11 protein-coding genes and 2 pseudogenes are annotated in these 17,856 nt (G+C 35.1%); 12 read left to right on the top strand and 1 reads right to left on the bottom strand.

Annotated features, from left to right (window positions below; translation table 11 throughout):
* Positions 1–448 precede the first annotated feature (448 nt).
* Together ACNQGH_RS10055 and ACNQGH_RS10050 are read left to right on the top strand one after the other, a co-directional pair.
* Entirely contained in the window at positions 449–646 is a 198-nt protein-coding gene (locus tag ACNQGH_RS10055) for a hypothetical protein (protein WP_417955868.1), read from the top strand.
* 149 nt (positions 647–795) lie between these two features.
* Positions 796–4,362 carry a family 78 glycoside hydrolase catalytic domain gene (locus tag ACNQGH_RS10050; protein WP_417955867.1) on the top strand — a complete coding sequence of 1,189 codons (3,567 nt, stop codon included), beginning with the start codon at positions 796–798 and terminating at the stop codon, positions 4,360–4,362.
* Positions 4,363–4,440: 78 nt separating this feature from the next.
* Here the strand turns inward: ACNQGH_RS10050 and ACNQGH_RS10045 are convergent, their stop codons facing one another.
* Positions 4,441–4,740: a hypothetical protein gene (locus ACNQGH_RS10045; protein ID WP_417955866.1), complete on the bottom strand. Its 300-nt coding sequence runs from the start codon at positions 4,738–4,740 to the stop codon at positions 4,441–4,443.
* Between the two features lie 27 nt (positions 4,741–4,767).
* Between ACNQGH_RS10045 and ACNQGH_RS10040 the strand changes: the two are divergent.
* The 10 genes and pseudogenes from ACNQGH_RS10040 to ACNQGH_RS09995 all read left to right on the top strand — a co-directional run.
* Positions 4,768–4,845: pseudogene (locus ACNQGH_RS10040) on the top strand (IS6 family transposase); the annotation flags it as partial.
* A gap of 847 nt (positions 4,846–5,692) precedes the next feature.
* Positions 5,693–7,429, top strand: a complete 1,737-nt coding sequence (locus ACNQGH_RS10035) for an alpha-L-fucosidase (RefSeq protein ID WP_417955865.1) — start codon at positions 5,693–5,695, stop codon at positions 7,427–7,429.
* An 811-nt stretch (positions 7,430–8,240) separates the two neighbouring features.
* The gene (locus tag ACNQGH_RS10030) at positions 8,241–8,840 is read left to right on the top strand and encodes an RNA polymerase sigma factor (protein ID WP_417955864.1); all 600 of its coding nucleotides are present in this window, start codon (positions 8,241–8,243) and stop codon (positions 8,838–8,840) included.
* Positions 8,841–8,927: 87 nt separating this feature from the next.
* Positions 8,928–10,100 (top strand): FecR family protein, encoded by a 1,173-nt coding sequence (locus ACNQGH_RS10025; RefSeq protein ID WP_417955863.1) that lies wholly within the window; start codon positions 8,928–8,930, stop codon positions 10,098–10,100.
* A 179-nt stretch (positions 10,101–10,279) separates the two neighbouring features.
* Positions 10,280–13,582, top strand: coding sequence for a TonB-dependent receptor (locus ACNQGH_RS10020; protein ID WP_417955862.1), 3,303 nt, complete (start codon positions 10,280–10,282; stop codon positions 13,580–13,582).
* Between the two features lie 32 nt (positions 13,583–13,614).
* On the top strand, positions 13,615–15,105 hold the full coding sequence (locus ACNQGH_RS10015; protein WP_417955861.1) for a RagB/SusD family nutrient uptake outer membrane protein: 1,491 nt from the start codon (positions 13,615–13,617) through the stop codon (positions 15,103–15,105).
* 399 nt (positions 15,106–15,504) lie between these two features.
* On the top strand, positions 15,505–15,801 hold the full coding sequence (locus tag ACNQGH_RS10010; protein ID WP_417955860.1) for a hypothetical protein: 297 nt from the start codon (positions 15,505–15,507) through the stop codon (positions 15,799–15,801).
* Between the two features lie 7 nt (positions 15,802–15,808).
* Positions 15,809–16,318, top strand: coding sequence for a family 43 glycosylhydrolase (locus tag ACNQGH_RS10005; protein WP_417955859.1), 510 nt, complete (start codon positions 15,809–15,811; stop codon positions 16,316–16,318).
* Position 16,319: 1 nt separating this feature from the next.
* A pseudogene (locus ACNQGH_RS10000) lies at positions 16,320–17,137 on the top strand (glycosyl hydrolase family 95 catalytic domain-containing protein); the annotation flags it as partial.
* A gap of 45 nt (positions 17,138–17,182) precedes the next feature.
* Positions 17,183–17,485, top strand: coding sequence for a glycoside hydrolase family 95-like protein (locus ACNQGH_RS09995; RefSeq protein ID WP_417955921.1), 303 nt, complete (start codon positions 17,183–17,185; stop codon positions 17,483–17,485).
* Positions 17,486–17,856 lie beyond the last annotated feature (371 nt).

Here is a 17,856-nt window from a genome sequence, read left to right as displayed (position 1 = left end):
TATAGACCAAAATTAATCGCTGCTAAATTTTTTTGTTAGTGCTGAAATTGCTGGATCTTCTAAGAAAGGCAATATTTCGTTTTCATTTGTTTTCATGTTCGACAAATTTTAAATTAATAAGGTGGACGCCAAATAATAGCCAAATAATGTACCTTTATATGTAAGTAGTTGATTTCTAGTATATTTTAATTTTTATCGCTGTTTTTAATTTACGTTATTTCGTAAATTTATTAACGAGGTAATTACAAATGAAGTAATTGTAGCCTTCTGTTTTCTTGTAACAGCAGTACATTCAATTTCAATGGATGCATTTTTTGACAGTGAAACTACTTGTATTGTACTTCGAGCGGGGAAAGAAGTAGTAAAATAGAGGGTTCTGTCGCATCTAAAATAATTTTTTATCTTTACGGCTTTTAAATCATTCAATTCATGTTCATTTTCTAAAATAGTGATCCGGCAATGTAAATACCTGAATAAATTTGTCGAACAAGATCATCGTTTTATCACGTGGAGAATTCTAAATGGATTAGGATTTGCTGCATTTGAATCAGCCAAAAGAACGTTAAGAGGAATTGAAGTTGTGCAAATGTTAAGAATGAAGCAGATGATTAATCCTGGCATAATGATGTTTAAATCATTCTGTTAATTGGCAGCTGACCTACTGAAAGCACTGATAAGTAGATTTGTGATCGACAGCCGCAACAGAACCCAAATAATTACACTTAACAAATTATATTATATAAATCAATGCGAAACTATTTCTTTATAAAAAAAATACTAATTTTTATTTTTTTGTTGGCATCAACACTAATACATGCACAGTTTCATCTTACTAAACTACAAACAGAATATCAGGAAACTCCGTTAGGTATTGATATCAAAAAACCGGTGTTTAGCTGGCAGATGAAAGCCGATGCTATCTTACGCGGATTGTCGCAGAAAGCCTATCGAATACAAGTTATAGATGAATCTGGCTTAACTGTTTGGGATTCAAAAAAAATTATGAGCGGAACTTCAATTGGTATTCCATATAATGGGGAAGGACTTAGAGCTACTACAAGATACACTTGGAGTGTCAGTGTTTGGAACCAAAATGATAAAGAAATGGCCGCTGAATCATGGTTTGAAACAGGGCTGATGAATTCTGACCCAAAATTATCCGCCTGGAATGGTGCCAATTGGATTGGCGGAACCGATAGGGATATGGTATTTTACTCTCATTATCTTACTGTTTACCAATTTAGCTATCAAATGCAACTGGATCAAAAAACAAAATCAGTTAAGGCTGGTTTTGTTTTTGGAGCAAATGATGAACGTCTTATGGATAAGAACATGAATATTTTAGGTGTTGAAAACAGAAAAGATTCCTCTTATGTAAAAATTGAATTGGATATTACAGCTGTAAATGGAACCAAAACGGGTAAGGCAAAATTAAATATCTACCGTGTTGGTTATACTAAAAATGATACTGCAATCCTCCCGTTTAAAACATTTGAAATACCTTTAAGTAGTATCAATCAAAATAATAAATACAGTAAACATCAAATTTTGGCAAGTTCTGTTTTTGGTGTATTTAATTTTTATGTAGATGGCAGTGACAATGACCACAATATAACTGTGGACAATTCAGGTAGAATCAATAGTATAAACCTTAATCCAATTGGTCGTGGTGCAGATTATATTGCTTATCCAATTGTAGGCGATATAGGCTTTACTTTAGATAAAGGACAAAAGGCTTATTTCTCTAATGTTGAGATCATGAATTTCAGGGCACCTTCTAATACCTTGTTTAAAGAAAATCTTAATACAGCCTCCTATAACGGAATTTTTTCCTCTGCAAATAAAACGCAATTTTCTGTAATCAACGGACAGTACGTTTTAGATGCCAAATCACAAAAGGTACATTTCATTGCGAATCCTACACAAAATGCAACGCCTATGCTCAGATCCGAGTTTAAAACGGAAGGCAAAATAATTAAAAAGGCCAGAATTTATGCTACAGCACGTGGAATTTATGAACTGTACTTAAACGGAGAACGCGTTGGGAAAGAATATTTTAGCCCAGGGCTAACACAATACAACAAAACACATCTTTACCAAACATATGATGTTACTTCAATAGTTGTAGCTAATGGAGCCAATGCATTTGGAGCTCTTTTAAGTGAAGGATGGTGGAGTGGCAATATAACCTTTACTGGAGAACACTGGAACTTTTTTGGCGATCGCCAATCATTTTTAGCTAAACTTGTAATCACCTATACTGATGGAAGTGAACAGCTGGTAACCACAAATTCCGAGACTTGGAAATATTATAAAGATGGACCAATACGATACGGAAGCTTTTTTCAAGGGGAGGTATATGATGCCCAAAAAGAGTTTGCAATTACAAATTGGAGCAAACCAGATTTTAATGACTCCAAATGGACCAATACAAAGGTCATTGGATTGGAAGGAACAACGTATAACCAAAATTTAACCAATCCAAATCTTGATTTTTCAAGATTACAGTTAATTGGAATGCCTGGAGTCACCGCCACTATCGTGAAAAAAATGAAGCCTGTAAATGTTGAAGAAGTACGTCCTGGAGTATTTGTATATGATATGGGTCAGAATATGGTGGGATTTCCGAAAATTGAATTTGAAAATACTACCAAGGGTGATACTATAATGATGCGCTATGCCGAAGTGAAATATCCTGATATTGAAGAATACAAAGCAAACAAAGGAATGCTAATGCTGGAGAATATGAGAGCGGCTATGGTTCGCGATATTTATTATTGCAAAGGGAATAATGATATAATGCAACCTCGTTTTACTTTTCATGGATTTAGATTTTTAGAAATTACAGGTATTAAAAAAGCACTTCCGTTAGATAAGATTACGGGAATGGTTTTAAGCTCCATAGATTTAACCACTGCAAACTATGAAACATCTAGTGCTCTTGTCAATAAATTATGGCAAAATATAGAATGGTCTACCCGTGGTAATTTTTTATATATACCCACAGATACCCCCGCACGTAATGAGCGAATGGGCTGGAGCGGAGATATAAATGTGTTTTCAAAAACAGCTACCTACCTTGCCAATGTTGGCCCATTTTTAAGACGACATATGCTTGCCATGCGAGACCTGCAAGATAAAAATGGAAGATTTACCGATACAGCCCCTGTTACAGATGCTTTTGGCGGTATTCTATGGGGTAGTGCTGGAATTATAGTAGCGTGGGAGTCATATCAACAGTATGGAGATACCTCATTACTTGCAGAGCACTATGATGCGATGAAACACTACACCGATTATCTAAAAACACATCAAAATCCTATAACAGGTGTACAATCTGAATCGCTGCTCGGAGATTGGTTGAGTCCAGAGGGGTATAAAAATGATGACACCATTCTTTGGGATGCTTACTATGCCTATGATCTTGATATCATGCAAAAAGTTGCAGCTCTACTTGGTAAAACAGCTGATGCAAAACGTTTTGAGCAAGAATATATTACCCGTAAAGATCATTTCAATAAAACGCATATAGATTCCATAACTGGCAAAACAATACATTCAGGCCATCGCTTTCCATGGGGCTATCGCGTATCTAAAGAAGAACTTCCTGAAAAAGGAAGTTTTAGTGATACACAAGCCTCTTATGCGATTCCGCTTGCTTTTAATCTATTTGATAAAAATACAGAAGGCAAAGCTGTAAATAATCTTGTGGCAGCATTAGAACGTAAAAATAAAGACGAGTTAGGTGTAATGCGTCCAGAATATTCTCTAATGACCGGTTTTATTGGTACGGCATCCATCAGTAATGCACTTTCTAAAAATGGTAAGGATAAAGAAGCATATCAATTATTACAGCAAACCTCTTATCCTTCTTGGTTATATTCGGTTGAAAATGGTGCGACTACAATTTGGGAGCGATTAAATTCCTATACTAAAGAAAATGGTTTTGGTGGTAATAACAGTATGAACTCCTTTAACCACTACTCATTTGGTGCAGTAGGTGCCTGGATGATTAACAATTCGTTAGGTATAGCTCGAGATGAGCCTGGTTTTAAAAAATTCGTATTACAGCCTACGCCAGATCCTACTGGTAAGATAACATTTGCAAAGGGTTACTATGATTCTATGTATGGAAAAATAACAAGTGAATGGGAAATTTTAGACAAACAGGTTGTTTATACTATAAATATTCCTGCAAATACTACAGCATCTCTATTTATTAAGGCTTCTGATTTAGATAAAATAAGCGAAAGCGGTAAAAAAATTAAAAAGGTTAAAAGCATAACTTATATAGGTCAAAAAGGGGATAAATTAGTCTTTCGGCTGTTGTCTGGGAATTATAAATTTTTTGTGGAAAAATAGCGAAGCTATAAAGATGGAAGCATAGAAATAACCCAGTATGAAAAAAACGTTAGCGAACATTTGTCTATTGCAGAAATTTTAAGGAATAAATAATTTAGTCTTTTCTTTAACTGTTTGCTTATTGCCTTTTTTAAGGAAGGGGGGGGCACTCCAATTGATTTTCTTATAGTTGACTGTTTGTTTTAATTTTTGAAGCAAACAATCCCAAATAACTTCCCTTATTTTTTCAACTAATAGTTTTTTTTGCAAAAGTGTCGAGAGGAAACAAAGGATGAGTGTCCAATCTTTTTTAATTAGAGCGATTGGTAATTGTAAACCAGGAATAATAAATAGTGACAAAAGTGAATCAAACAGGTTGCTATCAGAGTTTATAATCAACGTTCATTTTTTTAAATAGTAAGAGGGCAACGTAAATACCTAAACAATATTGCCGAACAAGATCATCGTTTTATCAAGAGGAGAATTATAAATGGATTAGGATTCGCAGCCTGCTAAGAAAGAAGCAGATGACTAATCCTGGTATAACTATGTTTAAACCACTCTGTTCATTGGTGACTACTGAAAACACTACTAAGTTGATTTTGTGATCGAGCTGCGACAGAACCTTTTTTTTTCCTAATCACATGTAGCCTGTTTGCCAATGTCCAAATGCCTCTATTGTTTTCTGACGGAATGGCAAGAAAAAGTTTCCAAAACATCCACTTCAACTTGTAATTTATCTTATTTTCAATGTCAGGATAGCCTAAATGGGAGTAGTATAGATTTTATATTTATTTAAATGAAAAAAGTTTCACTGGTTTGTAAAGTATAGTCGGACTTTACCGTGATGAAATTGAATATTAAAAAGTACTAAAAGAGCGTTAAGGCAAGTGTTATTCAAGTCTTTTTAGTTTTTATTTAGAATATGATAATTTATGATTAAACAAAGATAATATTGAATTAATGTATAAACCGTAATTATTAGACCTTTGGATTTTAAAAATAGTGATAATTTAATAAAAATGCTGACAGAATGACTTCAGTACGAATGTGAAAAACAAAATAAGGTATCTTATTCACAAAATGTATTTTGGCTTTTTTTTTATCAGATTAATTTGTTTTTATAAAACCCACCTTTACTATTATTTGCAAATTTAAGATGTACACTTATAAATTAACCTAAATGAAATATTCATGATCTAGCCCACGCAAACACTAATGAGTTTTTCTCGGAACCTGAATATATTCGTAAATAAGATCTAAAAAAAAACATTTAAGGTTATGGAAACAGTTCAATTCGAATAGCTCATTTCTGTAGGTTTTTATTGGAGTCTAAATAAATAAAATACATATGAAAAAAATAATTTTTATTGCGTTAATCCTTTTGCTCAGTTTTCAATCTGGCTTTTCGCAAAAAATACTTACTCCCGAAGATAAAGCCCGTTTTGCTTGGTGGCAGGAAGCCCGCTTTGGAATGTTTATCCATTGGGGTCCATGCACACTTACCGGTGCCGATATTAGCTGGAGTCGTGGTAAAGAAATTCCTGCAAACATTTACGACCACTTGTACCAACAGTTCAACCCAGTAAATTTCGATGCACACAAATGGGTGCAATATGCCAAAGATGCCGGCATGAAATATATTGTTTTCGTTGCCAAACATCACGATGGTTTTGCTATGTGGGATTCGAAACTGACGGAATACAAAATCACTAATAGCCCTTTCAAACGCGATGTGTTGCGTGAACTTACAGATGCTGCCCACGAAATGAACATGCCTATCGGTATTTACTTTTCACCCGGCGATTGGCGCGACCCTGATTGCCGTTCAAAAACAAATGATGTTTTTCAAAAACGTATGCATGGTTATTTAACTGAAGTATTGTCCAATTATGGTAAGATTTCATTGGTTTGGTTTGACTTTGATGGTCTTCCTAATCCAACTCTTCCTGAAGAGACCTACAAACTTGTACGTAAATTGCAGCCTGGAGCAATTATAAACAACCGTCTAGAGGCTATTCATTCAGACGAATCGCACGGTTTTGTCGGCAAATGGGGTGATTATGCCACTCCTGAAAATCGAGTGGGAAGTTATTGCAACGCCGTTCCTTGGGAAACATGCGAAACCATGGGTAAAGGATGGCCCTGGTGTATTGATGACAAACCAAAAGATTTGAAATATTTACTGAATGTACTGACAAGCTGCGTTGGCGGAAATGGCAATTTACTTTTAAATGTGGGTCCTAATGCTTTGGGTGAATTTGAACCTGCCTTTATTGCCCGTTTGAAAGAAATAGGTAAATGGGTGGGAGCTAATAGTGAGGCTGTTTACGGAACGCAAGGTGGGCCATATATTCCAACGCCGGAATACAATTGTACCCGCAAAGGAAATAAAATTTTTATCCAGGCAAAGAAGTTTAATCAGGAGGAATTGAAACTTCCTGCTTTCAATGGTAAAATTGTAAAAACATCTTTAGTTGATGGTTCAGCAGTAGCGTTTACATCTGATAAAAATGCACTAACATTAAAAGTTCCAACTGAAAAACAAGATCCTAATATCACAGTAATTGTTCTCGAAATCAAAGAAAATACTTCTGATTTGGCTATTATCCCTCCGTTTAGAAAGACCCAATCTCTAGCTTATTATAAACCCGCAAAAGTAAGCAGTAGTGTTGCTCCATTGTTTATGCACGATGCGGGTGCTGTGTTTGACGACAATGAAGGAACCTACTGGACACCGGGTCGTAATCCGTTGTTGGCTGACAGTATCTCTGGGATAAAATTTGAGGATGGTTACAATCCTAAAAATCCTGTTTGGCAAAAAAGTGGATGGGTAGAAGTTGATTTGGGCAAACCAATAAAAATTAGCAGTGCCCTTGTTAGGGAGCTAAAAAATTGGAATAATTATGTGAGTGTTTCGTCATTCAAAATTGAATATAAAAAGAAAAATAGATGGATAACCATTGTAAACGGAACAACTCTGAGTAACACTGTCATTACATTCCCAACAGTAGTTGAAGCTCAGAAAGTGCGACTTTCGGTTGAAGCCCCTGGTAAACCTGCCATTAGTGAGTTTCAGTTGTTTTAGCAAGTTCTGGAAGGACATAAGATAAGGCTCTGTCGCATCTAAAATAATTTTTTATGTCAGGGCTTTTAAATCATTCGATCTATCAAAGGTCATTGCTAGCCAAAATCTATTATTCTTCAAGCTATTGTGATGTTGAGGAAATAATGAAAATGAGGGGAGGTCCGGTTGATCTTACAATTTAGTGTTGTATAAGTTAATTCTTTTATCGGGGCTCAAATGAAGAAGTGAAAAACGAAGAGTTGAGAAAAGTTGGAGAATGGGAAACCTGTATAGGTTCAATTGGATCTATCATTTCATTCGGTTTCTAGCTTTTTTCTTAAAATGGCAAAGTATGGCAGTTTCAATATTTTTATTTATGATTATTGTCTCATGTCATAGGGCATGGGGCAGTTGTATGGGTTTTTATAGCTGAATTTTTTCCAAACCACCTAAGAGCCAATCGACAAGCGTTTTGATTTTAAACGCATTGGGTATTAGCAGCTTGTATACCATCTTCAATAGCTTTTTTATTGTCAACTGTTGGTGCTTGAGTTGTGTTTTTAATTTTTGCAGCGATGATGGTGTTTCAAGGAAACCAAAGGAAAAACCTTAGGAGAATTGCAAGAAACAGTTTTAAGCTGGAGTAATTTTTCTTTTTAATACTAAACTAAAAGATGCATATTCAAAACACATGAGCGCCCAAATTTTAAAAATGATAAAAGAAAATTACTAGCGGGAAAGATTTAATAGATCTCACTCTTAACCATGTTTTTATTTTAGCTATGTTTGTTCCACTGTTATTGCATTAAAACTAATTTGCAGACCCTATGATATGAATTCCCAATTGATATATTCAAATGAATTAGCTCTTTTATTGAGTATTGCGGCTGGTGATGAATTGTCCTATACCTTGTTAGTTGAAAGACATTGGCAAAAGGTGCTTCAGCATGCCCTCACCTTTGTTAAATCATATTCCATTGCCGAGGAATTAACGCAAGATGTTTTTATTCAGATTTGGGAAAAACGAGAAAAGTTATCAGATGTGAATAGTTTTGATAACTACCTTTTTATAGTGAGTCGTAATTTGATTATCAGTCATATTCGGAAAAAACTTATAGAAACAACTTCACTAAAAGAAGAAAAACTACAAGAAATGTTTTTTAAGCCCGATGAGCAATATGAGTTTAAAGAATTGGTTGAAATTATAAATGAAGGGGCTGCACTTTTACCAGAACCTAGGCGTTCTGTTTTCCTGTTAAGCCGCATAGAAGGAAGAGATGCCGATTATATTAGCAAAGAATTGGGTATCGCTAAAAGAACCGTTCGTTGGCATTTGGTGCAGGCCTTAAATTTTCTTAGAAATTACCTGCACAAGTGTTATAACATCAATTTATTAACACTAATTTTATTAGGGTTAAATTTTTTTTCATAATTTTTTCATTTTTCATTGCCACTTTAGCAACCAATCCTCGTCTTTATAATTGAAGGACTGTTTAGGTCAACCCAAAACCTTGTATTTATGTATCAAAACGAAGTATTTAAAGAACTAATGCAGCAGTTTGTTTCAGGAGAAATCACTCCTGAAGGTAAGGTAAAGCTACTTGCAATGTTGGACAATCCCCAATATTTGGGTGAGCTGAATGCCATTCTTAGAGAAAATTACGACACTGTAGAAATTCCTTCTATTGGTCCTGAAGTAACCAAAAAATTCATTAAAGAACTTAGGGAAAAGATGAATACTTCTGAAAAAACAAAAAAAGGATCAGTCTTAAGCTTATTCAACTGGCAAAAAATAGCCGTGGCAGCCAGTATTTTACTGGTAATGGGTCTTGGAATTTTATTTCTTATTCAAAACAGCAATGAATCCCCAGTAGTAGCAACCCCAAGGCTGGCCGATGACAAAGAACCGGGTAAAACGGGTGCGATACTGACCCTTTCCAATGGTTCAAAAATCGTTTTGGATAGCGTACGGAATGGATTGTTAGCCAATCAAAACAATACGACTGTTTCAAAAAAGAATGGAGGACTGGTATATAAAGCTGGCAATGATACTCAATCAGTCTACAATACCATGACCACCCCCAGAGCACGACAATATAATCTGGAATTATCAGATGGTACAAAAGTATGGCTCAACGCATCTTCGTCGATTACTTTTCCAACTTCTTTCACCGCAAACGAAAGAAAAGTAATCCTAACTGGAGAAGCTTATTTTGAAGTAGCCAAAGATAAAACCAGACCTTTTAGAGTTGCTGTGAATGATATGCAGGTAAATGTATTAGGAACGCATTTTAACATAAATGCGTATGATGATGAAGCTTCCGTAAATACCACCCTCTTAGAAGGAAGTGTGTTACTTACTGAGAAAGGTAAAAAAGTACTATTGAAACCCGGGCAGCAAGCTCAAAAACAAAAGTCAGGTGCTATTGTAGTAAACGACAATGTGAATTTAGAAGAGGTGATGGGGTGGAAAAACGGCGTATTCTACTTTGACAATGCTAGTCTTCAAACGGTTTTACGACAAGTAAGTCGCTGGTATGATGTGGATGTTGTATTTGAAAAAGGGATACCTACAAGAACATTTGAAGGAGAAATACAAAGAAATTTACAATTATCACAAGTATTAAAAATTTTAGAAAAGAATAAGGTTCATTTCAAAATCGATGGAAAGATTTTAAGAGTGATGCCCTGATTAGATTAGAACGGGGAAACCCTTTTTTATAAAATATGTATTTGTTATCCATAAAAAAAAGCCAGCAATGTTGGAAGCATTGCTGGCTGGTTCCTAAAAAAAAGGAACAGTTGATGGAAAACAGATAGATAAACCAAGCAAGGAGAATTTATTATTAACCAAAAACAATTACCAAAAGTATGAAATTATTATCAAAAGGCAAGTCAAAAAATTATTGGCTTACTTCAAAAACCTGGAAAGTTATGAAATTAACATCCATATTGTTTATCGCTCTAACTTTACAAGTTTCGGCAGCAGTGTCCTCACAAACGATTACTTTCTCGGGAAAGAATGTTCCGTTTAAAAAAGTAATATCGGTCATAAAAAATCAAACTAATTATGTTTTTTTCTATGACACTGCGATCTTAAAAAATGTTAAGCCAATTTCTATTAATGTTGTAGACGCCCCGATTGAGAAGGTGCTGGAACAAGCTTTCGCAGGAACATCAATAACATGGATTATTGAAGGGAAAACAATTTCGTTTATTCCTAAAAATGAAATGGAAAAAGAATCAACCAATTTGTTACTAGTGCAAAAGTTAGTTAAGGGGAAAGTGACTAATGAAAAAGGAGAGCCTATACCTGGCGCTAATGTGCATGTCAAAGGAAGCACTGTTGCAGTGCAGACTGGATTTGACGGTAGTTTTACGATTGAAGTGCCCGAAAATTTTACAAAGTTAGTTGTTTCCTTTGTTGGTATGAAAGAACAAGAGGTAGTCATCGGAAAAGAGCCCCTCACTATTGTTCTAAAAGAGAAAGGGCAAGAACTAGAGGATATTGTCGTTATCGGGTATGGTACAAAAAAGCGTAAAGACTTGACAGGAGCTGTGACAACATTGTCTTCTGATAGCTACAAAGATCAACCTGTATTGAATTCGGCTTCAGCCTTACAAGGCCGTGTAGCAGGAGTTTCCGTAAATACGAACTCAGGCGCTCCGGGAGGAGGGATCAAAGTTCGTATTAGAGGAGCAAATTCTGTTAATGCCGGAAATGATCCACTATATGTTGTGGATGGTATTGCATTAAGTAGTTTAGGATTTCAAGATGTAAATGTAAATGACATTGAATCAATGGAGATTTTAAAAGATGCTTCAGGAACTGCTATTTACGGATCAAGAGGAGCAAACGGTGTAATATTAATTACTACCAAGTCTGGTAAATTAGGAAGGTCCAAAATTCAATATAATTCTTTTGTGAGTTTTAATAGTCCCATGAAAAAATATAATTTGATGGATGCAGTTACCTATGCAAAAGTCGCTAACATTACGGCGGGTGTTACCGTATTCCCAAATCCAGATTCATTTGTTAATAAAACAACTGATTGGCAAAGCTTGATTTTTGCTAATGCTGTAACCCAAAATCATCAACTTTCCGTATCAGGGGGAAATGACAACACTAAATATTTTATTTCTGGTTTTTATACAGACCAACAAGGTTTACTCGTAAACAGTTCCCAAAAAAAATTCGGACTTCGTTCTAATTTAGGTATAAAATTGAGTAATCGTTTCAATTTAGATCTTAACATGTTTATCAGTAGAATTAATTCTAGTAATAATACTGATACGGGAGGCAAGGGGAATCCTGTTATGTCTGCAATCACGTGGGCTCCCACAGAGTTGGTTTATGATGACAAAATAAATGGATTATATAACCGTTCAGGGGTATCAACAATTTGGGGCAATCCATATATGGTTTTAAAAGAAAGAAATAATGATGATTTTTCAAATGTTGGAATTTTTAACGGTAAATTAAAGTATAAAATTACTGATTGGTTGAGTTTTACAGTCAATGCAGGACTAGACATGAAAATTTCTAAAGGAGCATTTTTGAACAATGACTGGATTAGTCCCGGGAATATGGGGTCAGGTCAAAGCATGAACGAAGCATACACTTTTCAAAACAGTAATGTACTTAATTTTCATAAGCGTTTTAATGATCTTCACGACCTGACCGTGACTTTAGTTACGGAAAACACTTCTAATAAAACGTCTGGATTTAATGCCAGTGGTTCAGGATTAACATCTACAACAAATGGATATAACAATTTATCACTGAATGGAAGTCAAGGTATTTCCTCTTATTACTCTAACTGGGGTCTTTTGTCCTACATGAGTCGTTTAGAATACACCTATAACAGTAAATATCTTTTAACTGCAACAATGAGAAGAGATGGGTCTTCTAAATTTCAAGAAAAAAATAGATGGAGTAATTTCCCATCCGTTGGTTTAGGATGGAAGCTTTCTGAAGAATCGTTTATCAAAAATTTAAATCTTTTTTCCAATCTTAAGTTAAGAGCTGGCTGGGGAATAACTGGTAACCAAGCTATCGGACCATACAGCACACTAGGATTGCTGAATCCTGTTTATTATTCTTATGGTACCAATAACGCTTATTTGGGTTATACTGTAGGTAACCCAGCAACACCAGATGTAAAATGGGAAACCTCAAGACAAACAGATATAGGTTTTGACATGGGCTTATTAGAGGATAGATTAACCATCACCGCTGATTACTATAATAAAAACACTAGTGATTTATTGTTGTTTACCAATATTCCAAATTACAGTGGCGGTGGATCATTTTTGAAAAATATCGGTAAAGTAAACAATAAGGGATTTGAATTTGCGGTTGATTATAATGCTATTCAAACTAAAGATTTCAAATGGTCAATAGGTGGTAATCTATCTACCAATAAAAATAAAGTTGTGAGTCTTGGAGAAGAATCAATATTATTAAGAGGACCAATTAATGGGTTGATTACCAGCCAGATTCAAGCAGTTAAAATTGGCGAACCATTAGGTTCTTTTTATCTAATTCCTTGGACTGGTATCTATAACAATGACGATCCTACACTTGGTTTTAAAGCTGGAGATAATCGTTATACAGATGCTAATGGTAATAACTCTATCGGTTTTGAGGACAAAGTAATTTCAGGATCAGCTACGCCTAAATGGCAATGGGGATTTAATAATAACGTGAGTTATAAAAATTTTGAATTGAATGTGTTTATACAAGGTGCACATGGTAATAAGATGTTTAATGCTACTTATGCTGCAACGGCGGTTCCTACAAGCGATGTTGCTTATCCAACATTAAACGAAGTGTCTAATTATTGGACACCTGAAAATACAACTGCAGTTTGGGCTAATCCGGGAAGTAAGACCAATAGAAACATTATTGAGTCAACTCATTTTCTTCAAGACGCTGGTTATGTAAGATTTAAAAACATTAGCGTATCTTATTCACTGCCAAAAAGTTTATTGAAAGTCTCATCAGCTAAATTATCTATTAGTGCACAAAACATCATAACCTTCACTAAATATAAAGGTTTTGATCCCGAAGCATCTTCTACTTCGCCATTTAGTGACGCAGACGCAGGTATTGATATGGGTGCATATCCGTCTCCAAAAACAGTGACTTTGTCTCTTAATGTAGGACTATAGATTATTTATTAAAAACACTTAAAGTAAAAGAAATGAAAAAATATATTTTTTTAATTGTTGTGATGATTGGTATTTCATCCTGCGATAATAGTTATTTAGATGAAACTCCAAAAGGAAGTCTTACACCAAGCAATTTTTATAAGACCAATAATGATTTGAATATGGCAACTGCTGCATTAAGTATTCAATTGAACGGGGCTTTTAATCAAACTGCTGGGCTATCTGTCACCTATGGTGCAGATGATATTTCTGTTCAAAGAACTGGTAATAAATTTGGTTATTCCGATTTTGACACTTTTAATGCCACATCATCCAATGACAGGATGACTGTGTGGTGGAACGGCTTCTATGCTGCAATTAAATCATCTAATGCACTGATTAAAAATCATCCAAATGCTAGTGAGGCTACTGAAACAGAAAGAAATAGAGCGGGAGGTTATGCTTATTTTACGCGTGCGCTTAGTTACTTCTTTTTGACCAGAGTTTGGGGAGCTGTCCCTGTACCAACTGAAGCTATCGTTTATACTGATTTACCTAATTCTCAACCAGCAGAAGTTTATGAACTAATTGTAGCCGATTTAAAATTGGCAGAAACAATGCTCCCAGATCATTGGGATGGTGTAAGAGTTCAAAATGGAGTGGATATTTTTCCTACAAAAGGCTCAGCAAAAGCACTATTGGCCAATGTCTATCTTACAATGGCCGGATGGCCACTTAAGCAAACTGATAAGTATGCGTTAGCTGCTGCCAAAGCAAAAGAAGTTATTGATAGTAAAGGAACATGGGGTTATAACTTGGAACCTAATAGCACTAACTTGTTTGATATACAATATAAGTATAATCACGAGACTGTGTTTGGATGCTATTACAATGGAAATATACCTGTTTGGTCATGGGAAAACGGTAATATGAGTGGTCCAAACAGTTTTGCACCTGAAGATGAGGGAGGATGGAGTGATGGATATGGTGAAATTGCATTTTACAATAAATTCCCTGAAGGATCTAGAAAGGATGCAACATATCAAAAGGTATATTTTTTGAATGGTAACCCTAACACTCCTGGGGATTATACGAAAACATTGCGCAAACATCCTTATTTCTTAAAATATCGTTTTGATGATTCTTACAATAAAACAACTCATATAGCATCAAATTGGTGGGGAAGCATGACTGTACCGGTTATACGCTATGCAGAAGTATTGCTTACCTATGCAGAAGCAAAAGCTATGTCAGCGAGCCCTGATGCAACAGCATACGCAGCTATTAATGAAGTAAGAACTAGAGCAGGTTTACCTAATCTTATACCTGGTTTATCTCAAACAGCTTTCAGAGATGCTGTTATTGCTGAAAGAGGATGGGAATTTGCCGGAGGTGAACCTGCAAGCAGATGGTTTGACCTTCTTAGAACTGAAACCGTTGCTAAAGCTCTTGCTGATCGTGATGTTTCCGAAGAGAAATTGATACATATCCCTAGCGATGCTGATCATACTTATTATTGGGCACCGATTCCTAATATAAGATAAAACTTGCTGTTGTAGGTAAATATGGATTGGATATTTTTTATTAAATATTGATTTCATAATGCATTGTGTCTAACGAGTAAAAATACAGTAGCTAGGTTCGGAGTTAATTTGAGCCTAGCTAATTTTAAATAAAAATAAGTGAAAAAGAATTGTATGAACAATTTTATAAAATGCACATTCTACCAAAATAGACTATAAATACAGAAAATGATTATAAATAAAAAATATTAGAATTCTAATAGTTTTTTTATTCTCTTGCAGGACAACCTCTTTTTGCTCAAAAAAATAATATTCATTGTACCAAGGGATAAGATGAAAGATATTTTTTAAAGAATAATTTAGATAGAAGATTTGTGAAGGGAAGTAATTGATAGCGAAATTATTCTAACAGTAATTGTTTTGTCAACTGACAAAAAGAATATTAAAGATAAAGCAAAACAAAAGATGATTTTTAAAAGATTAAAATTTATATTTTCCGCATGTTTATTCGTATTTGGAATTAATGGGGCTTTTTCGCAGGAAAAAGTAAAATGGGGAGATTGGCAAACTTGGGGAGATCAAAACGATGGAACTTATAAGAATCCAATACTTCCTGCAGATTATAGTGATTTAGACTGTATAAGAGTAGGGAATGATTATTATGCCGTTTCTTCAACTTTCCAATATTCACCCGGGTTTTGTTATTTTACATTCTAAAGATTTAGTGAATTGGAGAATCATTAGTCATGCGCTAAATGATATTACAAAAATTTCACCGGAGATGAATTGGGATAAGATGAATACTTATGGTAGAGGTATTTGGGCTGGGGCTATTCGTTATCACGATAATAAATTTTGGATTTACTTTGGCGATCCGGATCAAGGCTATTTCATGACAACTGCTCCAAAAGCCGAAGGACCTTGGAAACCAGTTACTCAAGTTCTAGCAGAAAAAGGATGGGATGATGGTTGCCCGTTTTGGGATGACAATGGACAAGGTTATTTCATAGGAACCAACTTTGCTGATGGGTATAAAGTTCATCTGTTTAAAATTAGTTCTGATGGAAAAAATTTAATTAAAGAATCGGATAAAGTAATATATCAATCTAAAGGAAGCGAGGCCAATAAGCTTTTTAAAATCAAGGATACTTATTATCACTTCTTTTCAGAGGTGAAGAATAGTGGACGGGTAGTAATGATGGAACGTTCTAAGAATATTTACGGCCCATTCTGATTTGTCTCAAAGAGGGAGGATTGCAGCAAGAGAATACTATAACGCCAGAGGTTGGGCAGCACATCATAATTCGGATATATGGGGATTGAGTAATGCGGTTGGTAATAAGGGAGATGGTGCTCCCACCTGGGCTAATTGGTATATGGGCGGAACTTGGCTCTGCCAACACCTTTGGGAACATTATAGTTTCACTGGAAATAAAGAATTTTTAAGAGAAAAAGCGTATCCTGTGATGAAAGAGGCGGCACTCTTTTGTTTTGATTGGTTGATAGAAAAAGAGGGTTATCTGGTAACGGCTCCATCCACATCTCCAGAAAATGAATTTCGTGTAAACGGAAAGAATTATGGTGTAGCAGTAGCTTCAACGATGGACATGTCTATTTGTTGGGACTTGTTCACTAACCTTATTGACGCTTCTCGTATTCTTAATATTGACGCTGATTTCCGAAGTCAATTGATTGAAAAACGAGCAAAACTATTTCCTCTTAAAATCGGAAGCAAGGGACAATTACTGGAGTGGAATGAGGAGTACGAAGAATCAACCCCTCATCAGCGGCATGCTTCGCAATTATTTGGTTTACATCCTGGACATCAGATTTCTCCAACCACTACACCGGATTTTGCTGAAGCCTGTAAAAAATCACTTGAACTTAGAGGTGACGAAAGAACGGGTTGGAGCAAGGCATGGAAAATCATTTTTGGGCTAGATTACGAGATGGAAATCACGCTTATAAGATGTTATGTGATATTTTAAAGTATACTGATAATCAGGAAGGTGGTGTAACTGGTGGAGGTACTTACCCTAATTTTTTTGATGCCCATCCACCTTTCCAAATTGACGGAAACTTTGGAGCAACTGCAGGCATGACCGAAATGTTGTTGCAAAGTCAAGAAATAGATGTAAATGCTGGACAAGCTAATAATGATTTGTATATAATTGACCTATTACCGGCAATACCAGATTCTTGGGTAAATGGTTCTGTTAAAGGTCTTAGAGCTCGTGGCGGTTTTGAGTTAGATATTGTTTGGGAGAAGAAACAAATGAAAACGGTAAGCATAAAAAGCGTTGGTGGTACTGAGTGTAAAATTCGTTATAATGGGAAAATTGTTGATTTCATTTTTCAAAAGGATCAAATAAGAATTTTATCACCTGAAGATTTCAAATAAAAAATTTTGCTTATCTGATTCTACATCATGAAAATTATTAAATCAAGAATCTAAAATAATTCTAATCAAAGGAAAATGTATAAAAAAATAGGGTTTAGTCTCTCACTTACTTTAGGTATATTAATGACTGTATGTGGTCAACAAAAATCAAACACAGAAAACATAAAGAATAAACTCAACTCGACGAAAAATAAATATAGTTCTTACCATCCGAATTTCCAATAAATTCAGACGGTATAGTTTCTAAAGAGTTATTTATTTCTAAAAAACACTAGACTAGAAATGACAATAATATTTGCTTTCAACGATAGTCTTAATGAGAAAGACCGACAGCTATTAAGGGATAATTGGTAAATGTTTGAGAAATATAA

It is taken from the genome of Flavobacterium kochi, assembly GCF_048286715.1.
In the GTDB taxonomy this organism is placed as follows: Bacteria; Bacteroidota; Bacteroidia; order Flavobacteriales; family Flavobacteriaceae; genus Flavobacterium.
The sequence above is the reverse complement of the archived record's forward strand: the minus strand, read 5'-3'. Positions and strand labels throughout refer to the sequence as shown.